Origin of the sequence: Kluyvera sichuanensis (assembly GCF_014218705.1) — a bacterium.
GTDB classification, from domain to species: domain Bacteria; phylum Pseudomonadota; class Gammaproteobacteria; order Enterobacterales; family Enterobacteriaceae; genus Kluyvera; species Kluyvera sichuanensis.
Map to the genome: position 1 here is coordinate 1 of NZ_JABBJF010000037.1, position 24,776 is coordinate 24,776.

The following is a 24,776-nucleotide window of genomic DNA, read 5'->3' on the forward strand; positions in this document are numbered from 1 at the left end:
ATGTAAAAGCCTCAGGCTGCCCATGCCCGACATTCTGGCACAAGGACTTATCCTTGTTAACGACAGCCTGACAGGGCTTGAACCGAGAGCAATACGTTCCGAAAACAAGCTGAACACGCTTCTTTCAGGTGCAATTCGACAGGCCGCCTGGTATTCAGATGTCTATTTATATAAAGGTACACCTTATTTTATCGATAACATAGAAATAAGTACTTATAGCTTCAAATACAGGAAATGGTCGTTTAACCCAGACGCCAATTGTGAAATCTTCTATAACGATAGAATTAAATAACATAAGGAATTATTTATTATGACTCTTAAATGGCATACCATTAATTACCCCGCAAAAAAACTCGAACTACATTCTACGAATGCGATAACAGAGTATAAAGCGAGCACATTAAAAGGTTGCATTACTAAATGCAGACACCGCAAATGTTAACATAATTTTTAATGATACATATAATATCCTTTATCATGGAAATAAAATAAATAATAACCACATCATTTCCCACAACTAATCGGATGCACCTGAAGACAATAAGATATCTAATATGGATAATTAAACCCTTTTAAGAGAGATTCGTAATGATTATATTTTCTAGCGGGGAATATAAACCGTTATTATCAGTTGAAAATTCAAGCTTCTGTTGCTGGCTGAAAACATGGCTAAAATATTTTATTTGCCTGCTTGCCGGTATAAATAGCATGATGATCTCCCCATCTCTTTGTGCAGAAAAACTGAATAGAGAGAACCGCTTTGATTCTCTACCATCCATATCCTGGAGCGAACTTGAAAAACGGCGACCAACTGGTAGCTTTCGTCTGATTTATGCAGAAGATGAGACATTATGTCAGATCATTCTTAACTCACTGAATGAAGAAGGCTATAACCCAGACGTTTATCATTCTTCACCTGAAATTTATCACCCACTTCCCGAACTGATTTTGCAAACCCGTCTTAATCTTCCTCGAAAACTTCTGGGAACACATCTGTGGCGCACTGAAGAGTATGAAATTTATTACACAGATAAAACGGGAAAACCTCAGAAAGATTATTGGTATCGATTTATTGGACAGGGTGATGCAAATCTCGCACTAGGTTTGGGGGTAAAGGAAAGCTATACAGAGCATCATTCAGTGCCTTATACCGATTTTATAAAATTCAGGTTAACTGCATTTCCTTATCCCTGGAAGGATAAACTTTATTTAACCATGGATAATATCAATGGTCAACTTCGACCAACAGAACGGGACCAATACTGGAAGAATAAAAAATTTAGGCTATGGGAAAAAGATGGTCGCTATAAAATAGACCCAGAAATTGAATATTATATATATAGATATTTCGAAGAACTTATCATGGTAGGATCGGAATATTACCTGCTATCTACCCTTCGTTTTCCTGAGCAGGACAAACCATTACGAATTGTAGCCAGCCTATTCAACAGTATGCGAACTTATCAGCGATGGGACTATGCTCCCATACCACCCCATGGAGTTTGCTTTATTGAATCCATATTTATATTACATGGAGAATAATAATGAAAAAAATATTACCAGCCATGGTTAAAAATAAAACAAAATCAATGGTTTTTATTGTCTTACTTTCATTACTTGGTTGTATCTTTTGCCTGGAGCATCAATCAAGAGCAGCTTTAAATATAGTCGAAGATGAAATAACAGAGATGATCATCAATGAATTCATTACGGACAAAAACAATCAATTGGAGATATCTCGTCGCATAGTTGCTTATTATCCTGGTTTGGCATCCAGAGATTCATTTCTCTATGAAAATATGAATTATGAAGACAGACTAAGGAAAAAGTACGCCAATGGAAATTATTTCACGATAATATCCTATACCTCTGTCGATGAATTTAAAAAAATCAACCCAAACTGCTGTGCGGCTATAACAGCAGTGATAGTTCAAAATGCATCTATAGAAATGCAGGAGATGACAATGATGATGGAAAGCATATCTGCGTATTTCTCAAGATAAAAGTTCGTTACCTCGATCAGAATAATACTATCCAGTACGTTGAGTTACCCAAAAGAAGAGATACCGCAGTGATCGTTGATAGAAAAGGAAAAATTGTCGAGTGGATATTAAGTTCATCCCTAAGGACACAATAATATTTTAGTTAAAATATTTATATTTTTCTGTAAGTATAAAATTATGGAATAACATATGGAGAATATCTAATGACAGTTGCCAATAGTTCTTCGAACGATAAATCATTACTCCCTACACTAGAACAAGTGATAAATCTTTATTTATGGGGAAGAGAGGAAGGTGTTAGTGATAAAACAGATGAAAATATACTCCAACTCCGTTCAAAGGAAAACATCACATTAAATATCAGCATAAAAAAATTTATAAAAGAATGTGGATCGTTTATTAATGCAAAAAATTTCCCATGGATAGATGAATTCTTTAATGATAAAACGTTAGATGATGTTTATTCAAGCAATATGAATTCTGGTATGGATATTGTTTTTGAAAGTCACTCTCTGGCCAATAAATTAAAGGAACTCTACCCAAAGGTTTCCGCAGAAGATGGTTATACTCGCACGGAAATTCTCACTGCCATGGGATACTACGACAGCGAAAATAAATTATCTATTGATGAGTACCAATTTTTTCACCATGGGGAAAACGAAACTGAAACCCAGTATGAAGACAGAAGTTTCATCTGGGCCTCAACCCAGTTCAGAGTAAACGGAACCCCTAGAAAAATAATTAAAGATAAAGATATAGTAAAAATAATAGATGAAGATAGGAATAATATATCATCAGGAAATGGAAATAATACATTAAGATTTTGCATCTATCCCGATGGGAGGCGTGAAATAAAGAATTTTTCAATAATACCAAGAGAAAGATCATCTCATGCTGATGATGATTTTGATTTTGATGGGGGAACCATTTCAAATTATACAAATTCGGCGACTGAGAAAGTAATTGATCCTTCTGGCATTGGCAGAACAGTGAATTTCAAATTTGTTAATGATCTGACTATAGAAGATTACAGTACTTTAACTGTAGACGATTATCATGCATTATCAATAATAGATCCATCTTATTTTACATCTATTGTCGATGGAAAGTCACATCTTGAAAACTTGATAGATCGGCTCTGGAATAGTGGCACCATTAAATTTTTAGATAACAATAACCGTCCAATTATATATGGTTCCGGTGAAAATGATGAGATTTCTGGGACAGTAACTCTTAATAATGTAGATATTAGCCAGAAGGACTTTACTTTTAATTACGATGGAACCTGGTATAAAAAATGGTCTATGAATAGCTTTGCACACTTAACTCAGCTAAAATTAAAAAACCATCTTTCTGATTATGTCAATAACGGTATACATTATATTGCCGGTAATGGAAATGATAAAATTTCTGGCACTCAAGAAACAGATCTCATAAAAGGTGGTAAAGGTGATGATTTACTTATTGGATTGCAGGGTAATGACATATTAATAGGTGGGGAAGGTAATGATATATTATATGGAGGAAATGGTGATGATATACTGTATGCTCGCGATAACACGATAAAGAATAAACTATTAATTGATGACATTCTTCCAGATGCTCTTTACGGCGGAGCTGGTAAAGACATCCTATATGGTGATAATGACAACGATATTCTCTACGGTGGCGACATAATGAAACCTTCAGATGGAGAGGCCGATCAACTCTATGGCTACGGCGGCTATAATACTTTTATTGTTGACCATCACGATACTATACAACTGACTGATAAAGCAGATATTTATGGTGCCGTATATTTATCCGACGGCCAGAGTAACATATTGGAGCTAAAAGAAGCCACTCACTCAGAAGGCGACCCAGAAGGCACATACACCGATTATGCCGGTAATAAATATACCTTTGACGGCAATACGCTAGTAATTAATAACGGTCTTAGAATTACTGATTTTAAAAAATGGGCAATAGTTGACACAGATGCAGCAGGAAATAGAGTCTGGTCAGCATTAGGTATTACTATCCGGAGCGACGAGGAAGAGGATGCCTTTGAAGAAGATCCGTCAGGTACCAACAATAAAAATGCCAAAGATAAAATGCCGGATAACGGAGAGGCTGAGAAAGTGGATCCTGTGGTCATCGACATGGATGGCAACGGTGTAGAAACGCTGTCCGGTAGGGGAGTTCATTTTGATTACGGCGGTGACGGCGTCAGGGAACTGAGCGGCTGGGCAGCGGCGAGCGACGGTTTTCTGGTTCGCGATCTAAATGGCGACGGCAAGATCAATAATGGACGGGAACTGTTCGGCAACCATACTCTGCTGCAAGATGGCAGTACCGCCAGCAATGGTTTTCAGGCGTTGCTGGAGCTCGATGATAATCAGGACGGAATAATCGACGCCCAGGACAAAGTCTGGTCATCGCTGCAAATCTGGCAGGATAAAAACAGTAACGGCGAAACGGATGACGGTGAACTCGTCACTCTAAGCGATGCCGGCGTGGCAGCAATCGATATCCGCTATGCCTCTTCAACCTATCAGGACACCAATGGCGAAGCTCACCGGCAGACCAGCACCGTGAAGTGGGCTGACGGCAGGACCACGGTCAGTGCCGACGTCTGGTTTAAGATAGATCAGTCCGATCGCGTTCACGTCAATGACGTTCCCCTGACGACGGATGTGATTCAACTGCCAAACGCACGAGGCTTTGGCAACGTATCCGATCTACGTGAAGCAATGGCTCAGGACGATATATTAAAAGCGCTGGTTACCGAATACATTGCGGAAACTGACAGCGGCCAAAAAGAAGCGCTGCTGGATAAGCTGATTTATCAATGGGCGGGAGTACAAGACGTTGCTGCTACCAGGTTGTACTCCGTTACCGCGCAGCAGGTCGCCCTGCTGGAGCAACTTACTGCCTCATCTTATAACCACTGGTATCATGGATCAAAGATCGCGGCAGAACCTTCAACGCTGCTGCTGAAAGAATATCAACAATTCAGGAATTACACCCGCGCACAGTTACTGGCGCAGACCACCCTCTATGACCACCTGAAAGATGTCGTATTAACAGGGTTTAATTCCGGTGTCGCTGGTGTAGTCATTAGCCTGGAGGCGGCACAAGCGCTGTTTACCAAACTCTATCAGGCTGGCGAATATGCTCTGCTCAACGAGGTGAGCTCCACATTAATTGACCTCTCTATTTATTCTGACTACAACCGACAGAAACTGGCAGACCTCCGCTACACGTTAATTCAGCATGAACCAGGTATGGCCGACTATCTGGCCGATGACGCAGAATTCTCCCCATCCTCAGATGCGTCTAAAACCCCTGAAGCTCCCGAGGCTCCTGAAGTGCCGGAGCAGGAAGAAGAAACCAGCGATAACTTTTTCACCGGTGGCGACGAGAGCGAGTCGCTATTTGGAGATACCGGGGCTAACACGCTTAGCGGCGGTAAAGGCAGCGACTATCTGTGTGGTGGTGAGGGAGACGACACCTATTTGTTCAATGCGGGTGACGGCCAGGAAGTGATTTTTGAATACAGCGGTGACCTGGAGGATTTCTCTCGAATTAACGAAAATGAAGATAGCCAGCGCGCCAGAGCGCTGCTTGCAGGCCAGGATACAATCCGTTTTGGGCAAGGGTTGTCTCCTGACAAGGCCATACTCACCCAGGATGATTATGATTTAGTCATTACCTTCCAGGGTAGCGATGATAGCGTGACGGTAAAAAAGTACTTCTACAAAAATGAGCAGATTGTAGAAAGCCTAATCTTTGCCGATGGAACCATCTGGAACCAGGAAGACGTCGCGGCACGAGCCCTGGCGGGAACAGAAGACGATCAATTTCTGATGGCAATGCTAGATGGCAGTGAAATTCATGCCGCTGGCGGAGACGACACGCTCGAAGGAAGACAGGGCAATGATGTGCTTTATGGCGACGAAGGAAACGACGCAATTACCGGCGGAAGCGGAGACGATATTCTGTCCGGTGGCGCAGGCGATGACGTTCTTCAGGGCGGCCACGGAAATGATATCTACCTGTTTAATAAAGGCGACGGGCACGATTATATCTTTAGCAATATGTCGTCGTGGAACGAACCAGAAGATACCAGCCAGGACACACTGCGCTTTGGGGAGGGAATTAGATCCGAAGAAGTTCAGTTACTACGAGATGGTGACAGCCTGATCATCAGCGTTGAAAGCGGAGAAGGTAGTATCACCGTCGAGGAGTACTTTTCTGCCGCCTATTCGCTGATATCACGGATTGAGTTTGCTGATGGCACTTTCTGGGATACGGCAGCCATTAGCGCAGCGCTCCACTCCGTGCACGATGCCCCACAGACGCTCACGGCAACAGAAGCGGGTGGCGTACTCGAGGCCGGTGATAACGATGATTCTCTGTACGGCTTATCCGGTGACGATGAACTCTATGGTATGGGCGGCAATGACCGGCTCAACGGTGGTGAAGGTAACGATTTTCTGTCCGGCGGTGAAGGCAGCGATACCTATACGTTTAACGCAGGTGATGGTCAGGATATTATTGAAGATCAAGGCTATGCCGACCAGCGAGACAGCAATACGCTCTATTTTGGCGAAGGGCTGCTGGCGGAAAATGCCATCGTACAACGTAGCTACGATGATCTGCTCATCACCTTCAAAGACAGTGATGATAGCGTCACCATCAGGAGCTATTTTCTTAACAGCGTCCCTACGCTGGATAGCATTAACTTTTCCGATGGCACCACCTGGAATCAAACGATAATCAAGACCCTAACGCTTAGCGGCACGGATGGGGACGATAATCTCATGGCGTTTGCTGAGGGTAGCCATATTGACGGAGGCGGAGGCAACGATTCTCTCGAGGGCTCTCTGGGAGATGACTATCTGGATGGTGGTGAAGGGAACGATTGGCTTACAGGTTGGGAAGGTTACGATATGCTGGCAGGTGGTGCCGGAGACGATGAGCTTTCAGGCTGGGAAGGCAACGACATACTGTACGGCGGTGCCGGTGACGACCAGCTCTATGGTGATGACGGTAATGACACGCTGGCCGGCGGCGAAGGGAATGATACGTTAAGCGGAGGGACAGGGAGCGATACGTATCTTTTCAACGCTGGCGACGGACAGGATTTCGTCGATGAATGGGGAAATTATTCTGAGTACAGACACGATACGGATACCATCCGTTTTGGTCGTGACCTGCGGTCTGACGCCGCCATCGCCTCTCGTCAGGACGATGACCTGATTATCGCTTTCCCGGATACCGGTGACAGCATCACCCTGAACGATTACTTCTCCCCTTACGCTCGCCCCGACTACCGTATCGTTTTTGCTGACGGTGCCGAGTGGGACTACGAAACTATGCGAGCCATGGTGCTCAGGGGCCATGACAATAACCAGACGCTGACAGCATTTGAGGAAGGCAGTGAAATTCATGCCGCAGGTGGCGATGACATGCTAATTGGTGATACGGGCGATGACATACTGCACGGCGACGACGGGAACGATACGCTGTATGGCAACGACGGTGATGACCTGTTAAGCGGCGGCGCAGGGAACGATACGCTTTGCGGCGGTTATGGCAAAGACACCTACTTGTTCAATGCCGGAGACGGCCAGGATCACATCACCAGCACCATCGGGGAAATTGCCATTGATACGCTACATCTAGGAGACACGCTGCTGGCGAAAAACACCCTGATATATCGTAGCGGTAACAGCCTGGTTATCAGCTTTCGCGACAGCACCGATAACGTGACGCTCACTGACTACTTCAGCAGGCCCCCGATCGCAAGGATCGTTTTTGCCGATGGTACAACGTGGGATTGCGATATGATTGAAAACCAATATCTCCTCCGCGCAGGAACTGACGAGGCACAGTCTCTCTTTGCTCAAAACTCCGGCAGCGAAATCCACGCCGCTGGCGGGAATGACACCCTTAACGGAGGTAACGGCGACGATGCGCTGTACGGCGACGACGGTGACGATACGATTTCCGGTGCGGGTGGTAGCGATACCCTATATGGTGGAAATGGCAATGATATGCTGGCTGGCGGCGCTGGCGACGATCTGCTGGCGGGTAACGCAGGAAACGATACGCTGAAGGGCGATGCCGGTAGAGATACGCTGTACGGCGATGATGGTGACGACGCGCTAAATGGCGGCGAGGGCAATGACTGGCTAAGCGGCGGTGCAGGAAATGACCATCTGGATGGTGGCAAAAATAACGACCAACTGTCAGGCGGTGCGGGAAACGATAGTCTCCTGGGCGGATATGGTAGTGATATTTACCTGTTTAGCGCCGGGGACGGTCAGGACGTCATTACCGAAGGCTATAGCTACAGCGGCGATAACGACACTCTCCGTTTTGGCGACGGAACCGAAGCGGCAAAAGCTATCGTACAGCGCAACAGCAACGATTTACTGATTACGTTTGAAGACAGCACGGACAGCGTCACGGTGAAAGACTACTTCTCTGCGGCAAAATACCGGGTTGAACATATCACTTTTGCCGACGGCACGGACTGGCTAATTGAAGATGTTCTTAATCATATCGAAGATGATATTCCGCTACCGCTGGCGCAACCCGCCGATGCACCGGTATCGTTGCAGAAAATCAGGGAACAGATGGCCATGTTTACCGCCGATAGTGATAACGATGATGACTGCGTGGTCAACATGTCTCCATCTCTCAGCACGGCACGTACTACTGTCAACTCGCTGATGAGTGCGTAAACCTGCCGGTTTATGTCGCGTAAAAACAAACCCCGGCACATGGCCGGGGTTTGTTTTATCTCACGCTATCGCGATTATTTCACCGGACGCATGGCCGGGAACAGAATCACGTCGCGGATGGTGTGGCTGTTGGTGAACAGCATGACCATACGGTCGATACCGATACCCAGACCCGCGGTCGGTGGCAGGCCGTGTTCCAGCGCGGTGACGTAGTCTTCGTCGTAGAACATCGCTTCGTCATCACCCGCTTCTTTGGCGTTAACCTGATCCTGGAAGCGCTGCGCCTGATCTTCTGCGTCGTTCAGCTCGCTGAAACCGTTACCGATTTCGCGGCCGCCGATGAAGAATTCAAAGCGGTCAGTGATTTCCGGATTCACGTCATTACGACGCGCCAGCGGAGAAACTTCCGCCGGATATTCGGTGATGAAGGTTGGCTGAATCAGGTGCGCTTCCGCCACTTCTTCGAAGATCTCGGTCACGATACGGCCCAGACCCCAGCTTTTCTCAACGTGAACGCCGATGCTTTCCGCAATGGCTTTCGCAGAGTCGAAGTTATCGAGATCGGCCATGTCAGTTTCCGGGCGATATTTCTTGATAGCTTCGCGCATGGTCAGTTTTTCGAACGGCTTGCCGAAATCGAAAGTCTGGTCGCCGTAAGGCACTTCGGTGTGGCCCAGAATCTCCTGCGCCAGCGTGCGGAACAGGGATTCGGTCAGTTCGATCAGATCTTTGTAGTCCGCGTACGCCATATAGAGTTCCATCATGGTGAACTCTGGGTTGTGGCGAACGGAGATACCTTCGTTACGGAAGTTACGGTTGATTTCGAACACGCGTTCGAAGCCACCAACCACCAGACGCTTCAGGTACAGTTCCGGCGCGATACGCAGGTACATGTCCATATCCAGCGCATTATGATGGGTGATGAACGGACGGGCAGACGCGCCGCCAGGGATCACCTGCATCATTGGGGTTTCCACTTCCATAAAGTTGCGGCCAACCATGAACTGACGAATACCCGCCAGGATCTGGGAACGCACTTTGAAGGTGTTACGGGAAGTATCGTTGGAGATCAGATCCAGATAACGCTGACGATAGCGCGCTTCCTGATCCTGCAGGCCGTGGAATTTGTCCGGCAGCGGGCGCAGTGCTTTGGTCAGCAGGCGCAGCTCGGTGCAATGGATAGACAGTTCACCGGTTTTGGTTTTGAACAGTTTACCCTTCGCGCCCAGGATGTCGCCGAGGTCCCATTTCTTGAACTGCTCGTTGTAAACGCCTTCCGGCAGATCGTCACGCGCCACGTACAGCTGAATACGGCCGCCAACGTCCTGTAAAGTCACGAAGGAAGCTTTACCCATAATACGGCGAGTCATCATACGACCGGCAACGGAAACTTCGATATTCAGCGCTTCCAGCTCTTCGCTGTCCTTGCTATCGAATTCAGCGTGCAGTTGATCAGAGGTTCGGTCACGACGGAAATCGTTCGGGAACGGGATGCCCTGCTCACGCAGTGCAGCCAGCTTCTCGCGGCGTGCCTTCATTTCGTTATTAAGATCGACTACCTCGTCAGCGCCTTGTGCGTTTTGTTCAGACATGTTGGTTCCTCATAACCCTGCTTTCAGACTTGCTTCGATAAATTGATCCAGACTTCCGTCCAGTACCGCCTGCGTATTGCGGGTTTCAACCCCGGTGCGCAGGTCTTTAATACGGGAATCGTCCAGGACATATGAACGAATCTGGCTACCCCAGCCGATGTCGGACTTGGTGTCTTCCATCGCCTGTTTTTCTGCATTCTTTTTCTGCATTTCCAGTTCATAAAGCTTCGCTTTCATCTGCTTCATGGCCTGGTCTTTGTTCTTGTGCTGCGAACGGTCGTTCTGGCACTGCGTCACGATCCCGGTTGGGATGTGGGTGATACGCACCGCGGATTCCGTACGGTTAACGTGCTGACCGCCCGCGCCGGATGCGCGATACACGTCGATACGCAGATCCGCCGGGTTGATTTCGATATCGATATCGTCGTCAACTTCCGGGTAAACAAACGCGGAGCTAAAGGAGGTGTGGCGACGGCCGCCGGAGTCAAACGGGCTCTTACGGACCAGACGGTGAACGCCGGTTTCCGTACGCAGCCAGCCGTACGCGTAGTCGCCGGAGATTTTAATGGTCACGGATTTAATCCCGGCCACGTCCCCTTCGGACTCTTCAATAATTTCGGTTTTAAAGCCACGCGCTTCTGCCCAACGCAGATACATACGCTCGAGCATGCTTGCCCAGTCCTGCGCTTCAGTACCGCCAGAACCTGCCTGGATATCGAGATAGCAATCGGCGCTGTCATACTCACCGGAGAACATACGACGGAATTCCAGCTGTGCCAGCTTCTCTTCCAGGGTATTGAGTTCTGCAACGGCTTCGTTGAAGGTCTCTTCGTCTTCGGCTTCTACAGCCAGTTCCAGCAGGCCGGATACATCTTCCAGACCCTGAGACATTTGATCGAGGGTGTCGACAATCGCTTCAAGTGAGGAACGCTCTTTGCCCAGCGCCTGCGCGCGTTCGGGTTCGTTCCAGACATCCGGCTGTTCCAGCTCGGCGTTTACTTCTTCCAGACGCTCTTTCTTAGCATCATAGTCAAAGATACCCCCTAAGAACGTCGGAGCGCTCCGTGAGGTCCTGAATGCGATTATTTACCGGGTTTATTTCAAACATGGTCTATTTTCTTTTAATGGACGAGAAAAATGCGGTTATAAGAGCGGAATCTTAGCGGATTCCCGCTCTTAATTACAGTATAAGCGATGCTAAATCGGCCAGAGATGATCGATGATAAGCTGCAGAGTTCGGTTACCGCGATATTCATTGATATCCAGACGGTAGGCCAGCGTCACTTCACGCACGCCGTTATCCGGCCAGACGGCGGTATCAACGTTAAACGCGATGCCGTCCAGCAGCGGGCCGCCGCCGACCGGTTCAACCATCACCTTAAGGTGACGCTCGCCAACCAGGCGCTGTTGCAGCAGGCGAAAACGCCCGTCAAACAGCGGTTCCGGGAACATCTGCCCCCACGGCCCGGCTTCACGCAGCATCTGCGCCATCTCCAGCGTCATCTCCTGCGGGCTCAGTTCACCATCGGAGAGAATCTCACCCTGCAACAGCGCCGGATCCAGCCATTCGGTGACCAGTTCGCCAAAGCAGCGCTGGAACTCTTCGAAGCGTTCTTCTTCGAGAGAAAGTCCCGCCGCCATCGCGTGGCCGCCGAACTTGAGCATCAACCCAGGGTGCAGCGTATCCAGACGCTCCAGCGCATCGCGCATATGCAGCCCCTGAATGGATCGTCCCGAGCCTTTAAGCTGACCGTTACCCGCCGGGGCAAAAGCGATCACCGGCCGATGGAAACGCTCTTTGATACGCGACGCCAGAATGCCAACCACGCCCTGGTGCCACTCGGGGTGATACATCGCCAGCCCGCCCGGCAGTTCGGCGCGGCTGCGCTCAAGCTGCTCGCACAGGGTTAGCGCTTCTGCCTGCATCCCCTGCTCTATCTCTTTACGCGTCTGGTTCAACGCATCCAGCTCGTTTGCCAGCACGCGGGCTTCGCCGAGGTTATCGCACAGCAGCAACGCCACGCCGACCGACATATCGTCCAGACGACCGGCCGCGTTCAGGCGTGGACCGAGCGCAAAGCCAAGATCGCTTGCCACCAGCTTCGCCGCCTCGCGGTTGGCAATCTCCAGCAGCGCTTTAATCCCCGGGCGACAATAACCGGCACGAATGCGGCTCAGCCCTTGCCAGGTCAGGATGCGGTTATTGGCATCCAGCGGCACCACGTCGGCAACCGTCCCCAGCGCGACGAGATCGAGAAACTCGACGATCTTCGGCACGGGGATCCCACGCTTTTCGAACCAGCCTTTCTCTTTCAGGTGGTTACACAGCACCAGCATCAGATAAAAAGCCACGCCTACGCCCGCCAGGGATTTTGACGGGAACGGGCAGTCGACGAGATTCGGGTTAACCATCGCATCCGCCTTGGGCAGCGTTTCGCCCGGCAGGTGATGATCCGTCACCAGCACGCTGATCCCAAGGTCATGCGCATGATCGACCCCGGCATGGGACGAGATCCCGTTGTCCACCGTCATGATCATCTGCGCGCCGCGGGCGTGGGCCTGCTCGACCACTTCCGGGCTTAACCCGTAGCCGTCCTCAAAACGGTTCGGCACCAGGTATTCGACGTTGTGGCAGCCCATCGCCCGCAGGGCGAGCACGCTCAGTGCAGTACTGGTCGCGCCATCGGCATCGAAGTCGCCCACCACCATGATGCGCAGCTCTTTTTCAAACGCGTCATGCAGCATCTCGACGGCTTTTTCCACGCCCGTCAGCGAGCGCCAGTGCAGCATGCCTTTCAGGCCACGCTCCAGGTCGTCCGGGGTTTTCACCCCGCGGCTGGCGTAAAGGCGACGCAGCAGCGGCGACAGTTCGCCCGGCAACACGATTGAATCATCCACCTCACGGCGGCGAAGTTGAGTCTGTGGTTTCACGCGAATTATTTACCGCTGGTCTGTTTCTGGTGTTCGTCGAGGAAGGCTTTCATCTCTTTCGGCCCCTGATAGCCCGGAACCACGTAGCCGTTGTTGAGCACGATAGCCGGAGTGCCGGTCACGCCGAACTGCACGCCGAGCGCGTAGTGGTTGGCAATGTCGATATCGCAGGTGGCGGCCTGAACGCCTTTGCCGTTCATCGCATCGTCAAACGCTTTGTTGCGGTCTTTGGCACACCAGATGGATTTCATATCCTGCTCAGCCTGGCTCTGGATCCCCTGACGCGGGAAGGCCAGATAGCGCACGGTGATCCCCAACGCGTTGTAGTCTTTCATCTCTTCATGCAGCTTGTGGCAGTAGCCACAGGTGATGTCGGTAAAGACGGTAATCACGTGCTTTTCCTGCGGCGCTTTGTAGACAATCATCTCTTTTTCCAGCGCGTTCAGGTGGGTCATTAGCAACGCATTGGTGACGTTCACCGGCTGCGCGCCGCTGACGTCATACATTGGCCCCTGAATAATGTGCTTGCCGTCATCGGTGACGTACAGCACGCCGCTGTTGGTCAGGACGGTTTTCATCCCGGCGACCGGCGCCGGCTGAATATCGGTGCTCTGCACGCCCAGTTTCGCCAGCGACTGCTTGATAGCGGCATCGTCAGCGTGCGCCAGGCCGGAAAATGCCGCCGCCAGCAGGGTGAACATCATTAAACCTTGTTTCATAAACTGTCCTTTTAAATCAGCATCATGCTCGTGGATGGTGCTGTTGATGAAGTTGTCGCAGCCGCTCTGTCGCGACGTGCGTATAAATTTGTGTGGTCGACAAATCGCTATGCCCCAACAGCATTTGTACGACACGCAGATCCGCGCCGTGGTTCAGCAAATGCGTCGCAAAAGCGTGGCGCAACACGTGCGGTGACAGTTTTTCGCTGTCGATACCCGCCAACTGGGCATAGTGCTTAATGCGGTGCCAGAAGGTCTGGCGAGTCATCTGCTGGGCACGCTGACTCGGGAACAGGACGTCAATCGCCACGCCGTTAAGCATCCAGGGGCGGCCATGCTCCAGCCAGTTCTCAACCCAGTAAACGGCCTCTTCGCCGAGCGGCACCAGCCGCTCTTTATTGCCTTTACCGATCACCCGAACCACGCCCTGACGCAGGCTGATATCACTCATCGTCAGCCCCACCAGTTCGGAAACGCGCAGGCCGGTAGCATACAGCACTTCAAGCATAGCCTTATCGCGAAGCTCCAGCGGCTGATCGACCAGCGGTGCTTGCAGCAAACGCTCTACCTGCGCTTCGCTGAGATCTTTCGGTAGCCGCTGGGGGAGTTTCGGTGATGCCAACTGGGCGCTGGGATCGTCCGGACGGAATTTTTCACGATACAGATGCTGGAAGAAGCGTCGCATGGCGCTCAGCAGTCGGGCGGTGCTGGTTGCTTTATAGCCCCCCTGCTGACGTTCGGCGAGCAAATTTTGCAGGTCGTCGCTTTGCGCTGTTTCCAGCGAGAGCTCGCGGTGCGCCAGCCACTCTACCACCATGGTCAAGTCACGGCGGTAGGCGCTAAGGGTATTTTCAGCCAGATTGCGCTCCAGCCACAGCGCATCGAGAAACTGTTCGATTCGAGCAAGATCCTTATCCACCTCGGCCCCTCTGCGTGTTAAATCAGCACCATTATGCCTGAATTAGCCCCCTTTCTGGTACACTGGGCGCATCATCATCGCAAGAATCGAGAGCAGTACGTCATGAATATCGGCCTTTTTTACGGTTCCAGCACCTGCTACACCGAGATGGCAGCGGAAAAAATTCGCGACATCATCGGTCCGGAACTGGTCACATTACATAACCTGAAAGATGATTCCCCCGCCCTGATGGAGCAATATGAGGTGCTCATTCTCGGCATTCCAACCTGGGATTTCGGTGAAATTCAGGAAGATTGGGAAGCGGTCTGGGAACAGCTCGACACGCTAGACCTGGAAGGTAAAATCATCGCGCTGTACGGCATGGGAGACCAGCTCGGCTACGGCGAGTGGTTCCTCGATGCGCTGGGTATGCTGCACGATAAGCTGGCGAGCAAAGGGGTGAAATTTGTCGGCTACTGGCCAACTGAAGGCTATGAGTTCACCAGCCCGAAACCGGTGATTGCTGACGGGCAGCTATTCGTCGGTCTCGCGCTGGATGAAACCAACCAGTACGATCTTAGCGATGAACGCATTCAGAGCTGGTGCGAACAGATTCTCGGCGAGATGGCCGAGCAGTTCTCTTAGTGCTTCGTGGGCGCGGGCTGCTGCAGAAGAATTCTCCGCAGGTCGCGCCACTCTTCAGGATTCATGCTGTCAGCCGCCAGCCACAGATGCTGACGACGGCCACCATTCAGGCGACGAATCCGTAGCATCATCCCCGAATTCAGCATCCACGGCGTACCAAGCAGTTCGTAATCCTGATTGCGCCAGCGCAGCCTTGCGTCCATCAACAGCTTAATCTCCCCCTGATGCGAGTGAATGCGTCGTTGGCTACGTACGCAGTCAAACACCACCAGCGACAGCAAAAGCAGCCAGAGCGGCGTGTAACTCAACGGCCACGGCATCAGCAGCACGAAAGCCGCCACCAGACCGTGGAGCAATAAAGAGAGCCACTGTGAGCGCCAGGAGACGCGTAAATCAGATTGCCACAGGACCACGTTCCCGATTCCGTGTTTGAATGAGTTGTACCATGCGCTCAAGGTTAGCGTCGTCAGGCTTGCCGTGGTTCATCAGCCAGTTGAAGAGGTCAGGATCGTCGCATTCAAGAAGACGAATGAAGACCGCTTTGTCTTCATCGCTGAGCGTGTCGTACTCGTGCTCAAAGAACGGCATGATGGAGATATCGAGTTCGCGCATACCGCGGCGGCATGCCCAGTGGATACGGGCTTTATTATTGATGTCCATAATTTCCTTCCAGCATTACGTTGTGACTAGTTTAACGTGTTTTTTGCCGTTACCTTACTGGAATATCACGTTTCACGCGTCATATTCCGAAAAAAGCCCTGAAATATGAAAGGGATTATTTTTCTTTCGAGCCGCTTCGCAGAACGCGCAGAGGGCACAAAACGCCCTGCAAAAGCGCTTGCAATGGCAGGCATCTCTTTTACCATGAGTGAATAAGTGCGTTCGCAACTCTATTCAGGACATCAATATGGCTTTTACTCCGTTTCCTCCACGTCAGCCAGGCGTCTCTGCCCGCTTACCGCTGACGCTGATGACGCTCGATGATTGGGCGCTGGCGACCGTGACCGGTGCCGACAGTGAAAAATACCTGCAGGGTCAGGTAACGGCAGACGTGGCGCAATTGACTGAACATCAACATCTGCTGGTCGCCCACTGTGATGCGAAAGGCAAAATGTGGAGCAACCTGCGCCTGTTCCATCGTCAGGATGGTTTTGCATTTATTGAGCGCCGCAGCGTCCGTGAAGCGCAGCTGACCCAACTGAAAAAATACGCCGTCTTCTCGAAGGTGGTGATTGCGCCAAACGATGACGCGGTGCTGCTGGGCGTGGCCGGTTTCCAGGCCCGCGCCGCGCTGGCTAACCTGTTCGCGGAACTACCAAACGCCGAGAAACCGTGCCTGCAGGAAGGTGAAACTTCCCTGCTGTGGTTTGCCCATCCGGAAGAACGTTTCCTGCTGGTGACCGATACCGCAACCGCTGAACGCATCACCGAAGCCCTGCGCGGCGAAGCCCAGCTTAACAACAGCCAGCAGTGGCTGGCGCTGGATATCGAAGCCGGTCTGCCGGTGATTGATGAAGCAAACAGCGCGCAGTTTATTCCGCAGGCAACCAACCTGCAGGCGCTGGGCGGCATCAGCTTCAAAAAAGGGTGCTATACCGGGCAGGAGATGGTCGCTCGCGCCAAGTTCCGCGGGGCCAACAAACGCGCGCTATGGACGCTGGCAGGCAAAGCCGCTCGCGTACCGGAAGCCGGTGAAGACCTTGAGCTCAAGATGGGTGACAACTGGCGACGTACCGGCACCGTGCTGGCCGCCGTACAGCTGGAAGATGGTCAGATACTGGTGCAGGTCGTGATGAACAACGATATGGAAGCCGACAGCGTGTTCCGCGTGCGCGACGATGCCAATACGTTGAGCATTAAGCCGCTGCCGTATTCGTTAGACGAAGAGTAGTTGAGTTTCGTGCCTCCCCCGAGGTCGGCGTAAACGCCTCGCCCGGGCTACCGATCAACCGTAGCCCGGCCAAGCGCAGCGCCGCCGGGGTTGCACCGAATCTATGCGTGTTGCCCCACGTACAGATAAATGGCCAGAAAATGACAGGCGCTACCGCCCAGCACAAACGCATGCCAGATAGCATGGTTGTAGGGAATGCGCTTACAGACGTAGAAAATCACCCCCAGCGAATAAACCACCCCGCCGACCGCCAGCAGCGTCACGCCGCCAATCGCCAGCTTCACCGCCAGTTGATAGACCACAATCAGCGACAGCCAACCCATCGTCAAATAGGTCACCAGCGACAGAACTTTAAAGCGGTGCGCAATGGTCAGCTTAAACAGGATCCCCAGCAGCGCCAGGCTCCAGATAACAATCATCAGCCCTTTCGCCAACGGCGAGTCCAGCCCTACCAGCAGGAATGGCGTATAGGTACCGGCAATCAGCAGATAGATAGCGCAGTGGTCGAATTTTTTCAGCCACACCTTGGCCCGCTGTGACGGAATGGCGTGATACAGCGTGGAGGCCAGAAACAGCAGGATCATGCTGCCGCCGTAGAGGCTGTAGCTGGTGATCGCTGTGGCGTTGGCATTAGCGTCAACGGCCTGAACCAGCAGTAAAACCAGCCCGACAATCCCCAGGACAAAGCCAACGCCGTGGCTGATGCTATTGGCAATTTCCTCTGCCAGAGAATATCCCTGCTTGATGAGTGGTTTCTTATCCATTACGCGCTCCGGGCGAACGACAAATTAAGCAAACACCCTAGCGTAACTGAGAATGGTTCCAGTGAACACATGTAAGCTAAAATAAAAAAATGAATTTTTATAAACTCAAAATAATCAGTGAGTTAACAAATTCATTCAGCTAACAGGTGTACACTTTTTCATTCAACACATTTAAATTCAATAACATAAAACAGGTTCTCGCCCGGATAGATATCCGCAATCACCTTTTTCAGCTCCGGCAGACCCATGTTTTCCTGCTCCGCATGACGCTCGGTCAACGTATCCATCGTGACGGTAGAGGTTGCCACCACGCGGATGGTGCAGAAGTAGCCATCATCTTCATAGCGGCCCACGCGCAGCACGTCCCCAACCTTAAAGTGTGACTCTGCAGCATCGCGCAGGGTGATCGTTTTGCGTCCTGCGAGAATGTCGTCCTGAAAGCGTTGAAAAAAGGTAATGTCGTTTGGCTGCATGTTATCATTCCTATCAGGTCATTATTTTTACGAGTATCCATCACCGTGAGCATGTTCTCCCACGCCGCCGTTGCCAGCCTCAATAATCTTGAGATGATGGTCTATCACTACGTCATTAAAAATCGCGACACGGTGATGTACATGACCATCCGTGAACTGGCCGACGCGGCGGGTGTCTCCACCACCACGGTGATGCGCTTTTGTAAAAAGCTCAACTGCGAAGGTTACTCGGAGTTCCGCGTACGCTTCAAATTATATTTAGAGCAGGATGAACCGCAGCAAGCCAATTTTGGCGCCAGCGAAATTATCAGTTTTTTCAAAAGCGTTAATAACGACGAGTTTGATAAACTACTGGATGACGCGGTGGATATTATCCTCTCTTCCGAACGTATTATTTTTGTCGGTGCAGGAACCTCCGGCTCGCTGGCAAAATATGGCGCACGATTCTTCTCAAATATTGGTAAATTCAGTAACCATATTGACGACCCTTATTTCCCGGTCACCAATGACATGGCGAAAAACGCGTTGGCGATCGTGCTTTCGGTATCGGGAGAAACCGAAGAGATCCTGCGCTTTGCCGGGCAGTTCAGCCTGCATCGCTGCAAGGTTATGTCCATCACCAGCCACGAACACTCACGCCTGGCAAAGCTTGCCGACTTCAACCTCTCCTGGCATGTACCGCAAACCCGTATTGCCGGCGTTTACGATATTACAACGCAGATCCCGGTTATCTATATTCTGGAATCGTTAGGCCGTAAACTGGCGAAGAAATTAGCATAAAAATACAGGGTGTTTTTTCGATGTAACATATTCCCTGAAGTGGGATTTGTTATATCGTGACATTTATTATCTCTTTGTTAGACTCAGATTTATTAAGCCCAATAACTGAGCATAGCAACGATGAAAAAACTGACCTTACCGAAAGACTTTTTATGGGGTGGCGCGGTTGCGGCCCACCAGGTTGAAGGCGGCTGGAATAAAGGCGGCAAAGGCCCCAGCATCTGTGACGTGCTAACCGGCGGTGCCCACGGCGTACCGCGTGAAATTACCCAGCAGGTCGAGCCAGGCAAATACTACCCGAACCACGAAGCCATCGACTTCCACGGCCATTACAAAGAAGACATTAAGCTGTTCGCCGAGATGGGCTTCAAGTGCTTCCGTACCTCTATCGCCTGGACCCGCATTTTCCCGAAAGGTGACGAAACGCAGCCAAATGAAGAAGGGCTGAAATTCTACGATGACATGTTCGATGAACTGCTGAAGTACAACATCGAGCCGGTGATTACCCTCTCCCACTTCGAAATGCCGCTGCACCTGGTGCAGGAGTACGGCGGCTGGACCAACCGCAAAGTCGTTGATTTCTTTGTTCGCTTCTCGGAAGTCGTCTTTGAGCGCTACAAGAATAAGGTCAAATACTGGATGACCTTCAACGAAATCAACAACCAGCGTAACTGGCGCGCACCGCTGTTTGGCTACTGCTGCTCTGGCGTGGTTTACACCGAGCATGAAAACCCTGAAGAAACCATGTACCAGGTGCTGCACCACCAGTTCGTGGCCAGTGCCCTGGCAGTGAAAGCCGCTCGCCGTATCAACCCTGAGATGAAAGTCGGCTGCATGCTGGCGATGGTGGCGCTCTATCCGTTCTCCTGCAAACCGGAAGATGTCATGTTCGCCCAGGAGTCGATGCGCGAACGCTACGTCTTTACCGACGTGCAGCTGCGCGGCTACTACCCAAGCTACGTGCTGAACGAGTGGGAACGTCGTGGTTTCAATATCAAGATGGAAGCAGGCGACGAGGCGATTCTGCGTGAAGGCACCTGCGACTACCTTGGTTTCAGCTACTACATGACCAACGCCGTGAAGGCAGAGGGCGGCAGCGGTGACGCGATCTCCGGCTTTGAAGGCAGCGTACCGAACCCACACGTGAAAGCGTCAGACTGGGGCTGGCAGATTGACCCGGTTGGCCTGCGCTACTCGCTGTGCGAGCTGTACGAACGCTACCAGAAGCCGCTGTTTATCGTGGAAAACGGCTTTGGCGCGTACGACAAAGTCGAAGCCGACGGCAGCATTAACGACGACTACCGCATTGATTATTTGCGCGCACACGTTGAAGAGATGATGAAAGCGGTCACCTATGATGGCGTGGATCTGATGGGCTATACGCCGTGGGGCTGCATCGACTGCGTGTCGTTCACCACCGGCCAGTACAGTAAGCGCTATGGCTTTATCTATGTGAACAAGCACGACGACGGCACGGGTGATATGTCGCGTTCACGTAAGAAGAGTTTTGAGTGGTATAAAGCGGTGATTGCTAGCAACGGCGAGAGTTTGTAAGTCTGTTTCCTCTCACCCCGGCCCTCTCCCCAAAGGGGCGAGGGAGAAAACCGGTCGGTCCCCTCTCCCCCACGGGGAGAGGGTTAGGGTGAGGGGCATACACCACACTACTTCCCACCCGCCAACTCAATAAAACTCCCCGTCACATACGACGCCTTCTCGCTCAGTAGCCAGACAATCGCCTGCGCCACCTCTTCCGGCTGGCCGCCACGCTGCATCGGCAGCACGGACTTCACCCGATCAACGCGCCCCGGCTCCCCGCCGTCGGCATGCATCTCGGTATAGATAAACCCAGGCCTGACGCCGTTCACCCGAATACCCTGTGCCGCCACTTCCAGCGACAGCCCGGTGGTCAGCGTATCAATCGCCCCTTTCGAGGCGGCATAGTCCACGTATTCGCCCGGCGAGCCCAGGCGCGCCGCCGCCGAGGAGACGTTCACAATCGCGCCGCCCTGCCCGCCGTGCGGTAACGCCATCCGCTTTACCGCTTCCCGGCAGCAGAGAAAATAGCCGGTCACGTTGGTGGTCAATACCCGGTTGATACGCTCGGCGGTTAACGCCTCTACGCGGCTTTGGGTGAACAGCACGCCCGCGTTGTTGACCAGCGCCGTTAGCGGTTCATCCTGCTGGTCGAGGCGGGCAAACATCGCTTCCACCTGCGCTTCATCGCCAATATCCGCCTGAACGGCAAAGGCCTTGCCGCCCTGCGAAATAATCGTGTTTACCACGTCGTTGGCGGCGACTTCGTTGCGGTGATAGTTCACCGCCACCGTATAGCCTTCCTGCGCCAGCTGTAACGCCGTCGCCCGACCAATTCCCCGGCTCGCGCCGGTTACTAATGCCATTGCCATTCGCGTCTCCCAAAAAATAAAGGCGCCGAAGCGCCTTTAAAAGATAGCCTAATCAGAGCATTACTGATATTCGCTCATCGGCACGCAGGAGCAGAACAGGTTACGGTCGCCGTAAACGTCGTCGAGGCGTTTCACCGTCGGCCAGTACTTGTTCGCCATACCTGCCGGGAAGACGGCGATTTCGCGGCTATAGCCGTGGTTCCACTCCGCCACCAGCTCATTCTGGGTGTGCGGGGAGTTGACCAGCGGGTTATCTTCGAGCGTCCATTCACCCGCTTTCACGCGGTCGATTTCGCTGCGGATCGCCAGCATTGCGTCAATAAAGCGGTCCAGCTCGGCTTTGCCTTCGGATTCCGTTGGCTCAACCATCAGGGTACCGGCCACCGGGAAGGACATGGTTGGCGCGTGGAAACCGTAGTCAATCAAGCGCTTAGCAATATCCAGCTCGCTGATGCCGGTCTCTTCTTTCAGCGGACGAATATCCAGAATACATTCGTGCGCCACATGACCGTCACGGCCAGTGTAGAGCACCGGATAGGCATCTTTCAGGCGAGTCGCAATGTAGTTAGCGTTGAGGATCGCCACCTGGCTTGCCTGCTTCAGCCCTTCTGCGCCCATCATGCGGATGTACATCCAGCTGATTGGCAGAATGGAAGCGCTGCCGAACGGTGCCGCGGAAACCGCGCCCTGACGGGTCAGCATGCCTTCAATGTGCACCACGCTATGGCCCGGAACAAACGGCGCCAGGTGTGACTTCACGCCGATAGGACCCATACCTGGGCCGCCGCCGCCGTGTGGAATGCAGAAGGTTTTATGCAGGTTAAGGTGCGAAACGTCCGCGCCGATGAAACCTGGGGAAGTAATACCAACCTGGGCGTTCATGTTTGCGCCGTCGAGGTACACCTGGCCGCCGAACTGGTGAACAATTTCGCACACTTCACGGATAGTCTCTTCGTACACGCCGTGGGTGGACGGGTAGGTCACCATGATGCAGGAAAGGTTGTCCGCATGCTGCTCCGCTTTCGCGCGCAGATCCGCCAGATCGATGTTGCCGTTCTTATCGCAGGCCACCACCACCACCTGCATCCCCGCCATCTGCGCAGAAGCTGGGTTGGTACCGTGTGCTGAGCTCGGGATCAGACAGATATCACGATGACCGTCGTTGCGGCTTTCGTGGTAGTGACGAATCGCCAGCAGGCCCGCATATTCACCCTGTGCGCCAGAGTTCGGCTGCATGCAGAGCGCGTCATAGCCGGTCAGTTTCACCAGCCACTCGGAGAGCTGACCGATCATCTGATGGTAGCCTTCCGCCTGATCAACCGGGCAGAACGGGTGCAGTTCAGCAAATTCCGGCCAGGTGATAGGGATCATTTCCGCCGCAGCGTTGAGCTTCATGGTGCAGGAACCCAGCGGGATCATCGCCTGGTTCAGCGCCAGATCTTTACGCTCCAGCGAGTGCATGTAGCGCATCATTTCGGTTTCGCTGTGATAGCGGTTAAACACCGGATGGCTCAGGATCGCGTCGTCGCGCAGCATCGCTTGCGGGATAGAGCGGCTGTCGAGCGCCACGTCTTTATCCAGCGCATCGATGTCCAGACCGTGATTGTCGCCGAGAATCACGCTAAACAGCGCCAATACATCTTCACGGGTGGTGGTTTCGTTCAGGGTGATACCTACCGCATTGAGGATATCGCTGCGCAGGTTGATTTCTGCTGCCTGAGCGCGCGCCAGTACGGCGGCTTTATCCGCCACTTCCACACACAGGGTGTCGAAGTAGTGCGCATGACGCAGCTTTTGGCCTTTCTGCTGCAAACCCGCGGCCAGAATATCGGTCAGGCGGTGAATGCGGTTGGCAATACGCTTCAGGCCAGCCGGGCCATGGAACACCGCGTACAGGCTGGCGATGTTAGCCAGCAGTACCTGCGAGGTACAGATGTTGGAGTTCGCTTTCTCGCGGCGAATGTGCTGCTCGCGGGTCTGCATCGCCATGCGCAGCGCGGTATTGCCAGCGGCATCTTTCGATACGCCGATAATACGGCCAGGCATGGCGCGTTTGAATTCATCTTTTGCGGCAAAGAATGCCGCGTGCGGGCCGCCGTAGCCCATCGGTACGCCGAAACGCTGCGCAGAGCCGAAGACAATATCCGCGCCCTGCTTGCCCGGTGCGGTTAACAGCACCAGCGCCATGAAATCGCCAGCAACGCTGACGACGACTTTACGAGATTTCAGTTCAGCAATCAGCTGGCTGTAGTCATGAACTTCACCGGTGGTCCCGACCTGCTGCAGCAGCACGCCGAAGACGTCCTGATGCTCCAGTGCTTTGCCAGCGTCGTCGACAATCACGTCAAAACCGAAGGTTTCCGCACGGGTACGGACGACGTCCAGAGTCTGCGGATGCACGTCAGCGGCAACGAAGAAACGGTTGGCGTTCTTCAGTTTGCTCACGCGCTTGGCCATCGCCATCGCTTCAGCGGCTGCGGTGGCTTCGTCCAGCAGAGAGGCGGAGGCCATATCGAGACCGGTCAGATCCAGCGTCACCTGCTGGAAGTTGAGCAGCGCTTCCAGACGACCCTGAGAAACTTCTGGCTGATACGGGGTGTACGCGGTGTACCAGCCCGGGTTTTCCAGCATGTTGCGCTGGATAACCGGCGGCAGCTGTACCGGGGTGTAACCCATGCCAATGTATGACTTAAAGCGCTTGTTGCGACCGGCAATCACCTTCAGCTCCGCCAGCGCGGCAAACTCGGTGGTGGCCTCGCCAACCTGTGGCGGCGTAGCAAGCTGGATATCTTTCGGCACGATCTGCGCAATCAGTGCGTTTAATGAATCCGCGCCAACTGTTTTGAGCATCTCTTGCTGCTGCTGGGCATCCGGCCCGATGTGACGTTCAATAAACGCGCCACGGTTTTCAAGCTGGCTTAAAGTCTGTGTCATGAGCGAT

General features: G+C 52.1%; 19 protein-coding genes. 8 read left to right on the top strand and 11 right to left on the bottom strand.

Annotated features, from left to right (window positions below):
• The 4 genes from HII27_RS23835 to HII27_RS23850 all read left to right on the top strand — a co-directional run.
• Nucleotides 1-292: hypothetical protein (locus HII27_RS23835; protein WP_223883289.1), on the top strand; the 292-nt coding region annotated here is incomplete at its 5' end.
• Nucleotides 293-588: 296 nt separating this feature from the next.
• On the top strand, nucleotides 589-1,542 hold the full coding sequence (locus HII27_RS23840) for a hypothetical protein (RefSeq protein ID WP_185669853.1): 954 nt from the start codon (nucleotides 589-591) through the stop codon (nucleotides 1,540-1,542).
• A 2-nt stretch (nucleotides 1,543-1,544) separates the two neighbouring features.
• The gene (locus tag HII27_RS23845; protein ID WP_185669854.1) at nucleotides 1,545-2,003 is read left to right on the top strand and encodes a carboxymuconolactone decarboxylase family protein; all 459 of its coding nucleotides are present in this window, start codon (nucleotides 1,545-1,547) and stop codon (nucleotides 2,001-2,003) included.
• Nucleotides 2,004-2,206: 203 nt separating this feature from the next.
• Nucleotides 2,207-8,737: a calcium-binding protein gene (locus HII27_RS23850; RefSeq protein ID WP_185669855.1), complete on the top strand. Its 6,531-nt coding sequence runs from the start codon at nucleotides 2,207-2,209 to the stop codon at nucleotides 8,735-8,737.
• A gap of 74 nt (nucleotides 8,738-8,811) precedes the next feature.
• On the opposite strand, the gene lysS is transcribed toward HII27_RS23850, so the two are convergent.
• From lysS to xerD, 5 genes are all read right to left on the bottom strand, one after another.
• Nucleotides 8,812-10,329 carry a lysine--tRNA ligase gene (gene lysS, locus HII27_RS23855; RefSeq protein WP_185669856.1) on the bottom strand — a complete coding sequence of 506 codons (1,518 nt, stop codon included), beginning with the start codon at nucleotides 10,327-10,329 and terminating at the stop codon, nucleotides 8,812-8,814.
• A gap of 9 nt (nucleotides 10,330-10,338) precedes the next feature.
• Nucleotides 10,339-11,437 (bottom strand): peptide chain release factor 2 gene (prfB, locus tag HII27_RS23860; RefSeq protein ID WP_115073720.1). Its coding sequence is split into 2 segments (ribosomal slippage): nucleotides 10,339-11,361 and nucleotides 11,363-11,437, totalling 1,098 coding nucleotides; the frame shifts between segments, so codons are not numbered across the junction.
• Nucleotides 11,438-11,526: 89 nt separating this feature from the next.
• Nucleotides 11,527-13,260 (bottom strand): single-stranded-DNA-specific exonuclease RecJ, encoded by a 1,734-nt coding sequence (gene recJ, locus HII27_RS23865; protein ID WP_185669857.1) that lies wholly within the window; start codon nucleotides 13,258-13,260, stop codon nucleotides 11,527-11,529.
• Between the two features lie 5 nt (nucleotides 13,261-13,265).
• Nucleotides 13,266-13,979, bottom strand: a complete 714-nt coding sequence (gene dsbC, locus HII27_RS23870; RefSeq protein ID WP_185669858.1) for a bifunctional protein-disulfide isomerase/oxidoreductase DsbC — start codon at nucleotides 13,977-13,979, stop codon at nucleotides 13,266-13,268.
• 22 nt (nucleotides 13,980-14,001) lie between these two features.
• On the bottom strand, nucleotides 14,002-14,898 hold the full coding sequence (gene xerD / locus HII27_RS23875) for a site-specific tyrosine recombinase XerD (RefSeq protein WP_185669859.1): 897 nt from the start codon (nucleotides 14,896-14,898) through the stop codon (nucleotides 14,002-14,004).
• A gap of 102 nt (nucleotides 14,899-15,000) precedes the next feature.
• Between xerD and fldB the strand changes: the two genes are divergently transcribed.
• Nucleotides 15,001-15,522 carry a flavodoxin FldB gene (gene fldB, locus HII27_RS23880; RefSeq protein ID WP_185669860.1) on the top strand — a complete coding sequence of 174 codons (522 nt, stop codon included), beginning with the start codon at nucleotides 15,001-15,003 and terminating at the stop codon, nucleotides 15,520-15,522.
• Here the strand turns inward: fldB and HII27_RS23885 are convergent.
• A complete protein-coding gene (locus HII27_RS23885) occupies nucleotides 15,519-15,935 on the bottom strand; it encodes a protein YgfX (RefSeq protein ID WP_185669861.1) in 417 nt (138 codons plus the stop codon). The genes fldB and HII27_RS23885 overlap by 4 nt on opposite strands.
• The gene (gene sdhE, locus HII27_RS23890; protein ID WP_185669862.1) at nucleotides 15,916-16,182 is read right to left on the bottom strand and encodes an FAD assembly factor SdhE; all 267 of its coding nucleotides are present in this window, start codon (nucleotides 16,180-16,182) and stop codon (nucleotides 15,916-15,918) included. Before sdhE ends, HII27_RS23885 begins: the two co-directional genes overlap by 20 nt.
• 247 nt (nucleotides 16,183-16,429) lie before the next feature.
• Here sdhE and ygfZ point away from each other — a divergent pair, with 247 nt between their 5' ends.
• The gene (gene ygfZ, locus HII27_RS23895) at nucleotides 16,430-17,413 is read left to right on the top strand and encodes a tRNA-modifying protein YgfZ (protein ID WP_185669863.1); all 984 of its coding nucleotides are present in this window, start codon (nucleotides 16,430-16,432) and stop codon (nucleotides 17,411-17,413) included.
• A gap of 101 nt (nucleotides 17,414-17,514) precedes the next feature.
• Here the strand turns inward: ygfZ and trhA are convergent, their stop codons facing one another.
• A complete protein-coding gene (gene trhA / locus HII27_RS23900) occupies nucleotides 17,515-18,177 on the bottom strand; it encodes a PAQR family membrane homeostasis protein TrhA (protein ID WP_185669864.1) in 663 nt (220 codons plus the stop codon).
• Nucleotides 18,178-18,335: 158 nt separating this feature from the next.
• Nucleotides 18,336-18,650: a N(4)-acetylcytidine aminohydrolase gene (gene yqfB, locus HII27_RS23905; protein WP_185669865.1), complete on the bottom strand. Its 315-nt coding sequence runs from the start codon at nucleotides 18,648-18,650 to the stop codon at nucleotides 18,336-18,338.
• A gap of 51 nt (nucleotides 18,651-18,701) precedes the next feature.
• On the opposite strand from yqfB, the gene HII27_RS23910 reads away from it, so the two are divergent.
• Nucleotides 18,702-19,430: a MurR/RpiR family transcriptional regulator gene (locus HII27_RS23910; protein WP_185669882.1), complete on the top strand. Its 729-nt coding sequence runs from the start codon at nucleotides 18,702-18,704 to the stop codon at nucleotides 19,428-19,430.
• Between the two features lie 120 nt (nucleotides 19,431-19,550).
• Nucleotides 19,551-20,984 (top strand): 6-phospho-beta-glucosidase BglA, encoded by a 1,434-nt coding sequence (bglA, locus tag HII27_RS23915; RefSeq protein WP_185669866.1) that lies wholly within the window; start codon nucleotides 19,551-19,553, stop codon nucleotides 20,982-20,984.
• Between the two features lie 107 nt (nucleotides 20,985-21,091).
• Here the strand turns inward: bglA and HII27_RS23920 are convergent, their stop codons facing one another.
• Both HII27_RS23920 and gcvP read right to left on the bottom strand, forming a co-directional pair.
• Nucleotides 21,092-21,835 carry an SDR family oxidoreductase gene (locus HII27_RS23920; protein WP_185669867.1) on the bottom strand — a complete coding sequence of 248 codons (744 nt, stop codon included), beginning with the start codon at nucleotides 21,833-21,835 and terminating at the stop codon, nucleotides 21,092-21,094.
• Nucleotides 21,836-21,895: 60 nt separating this feature from the next.
• Nucleotides 21,896-24,769, bottom strand: coding sequence for an aminomethyl-transferring glycine dehydrogenase (gene gcvP / locus HII27_RS23925; protein ID WP_185669868.1), 2,874 nt, complete (start codon nucleotides 24,767-24,769; stop codon nucleotides 21,896-21,898).
• Nucleotides 24,770-24,776 lie beyond the last annotated feature (7 nt).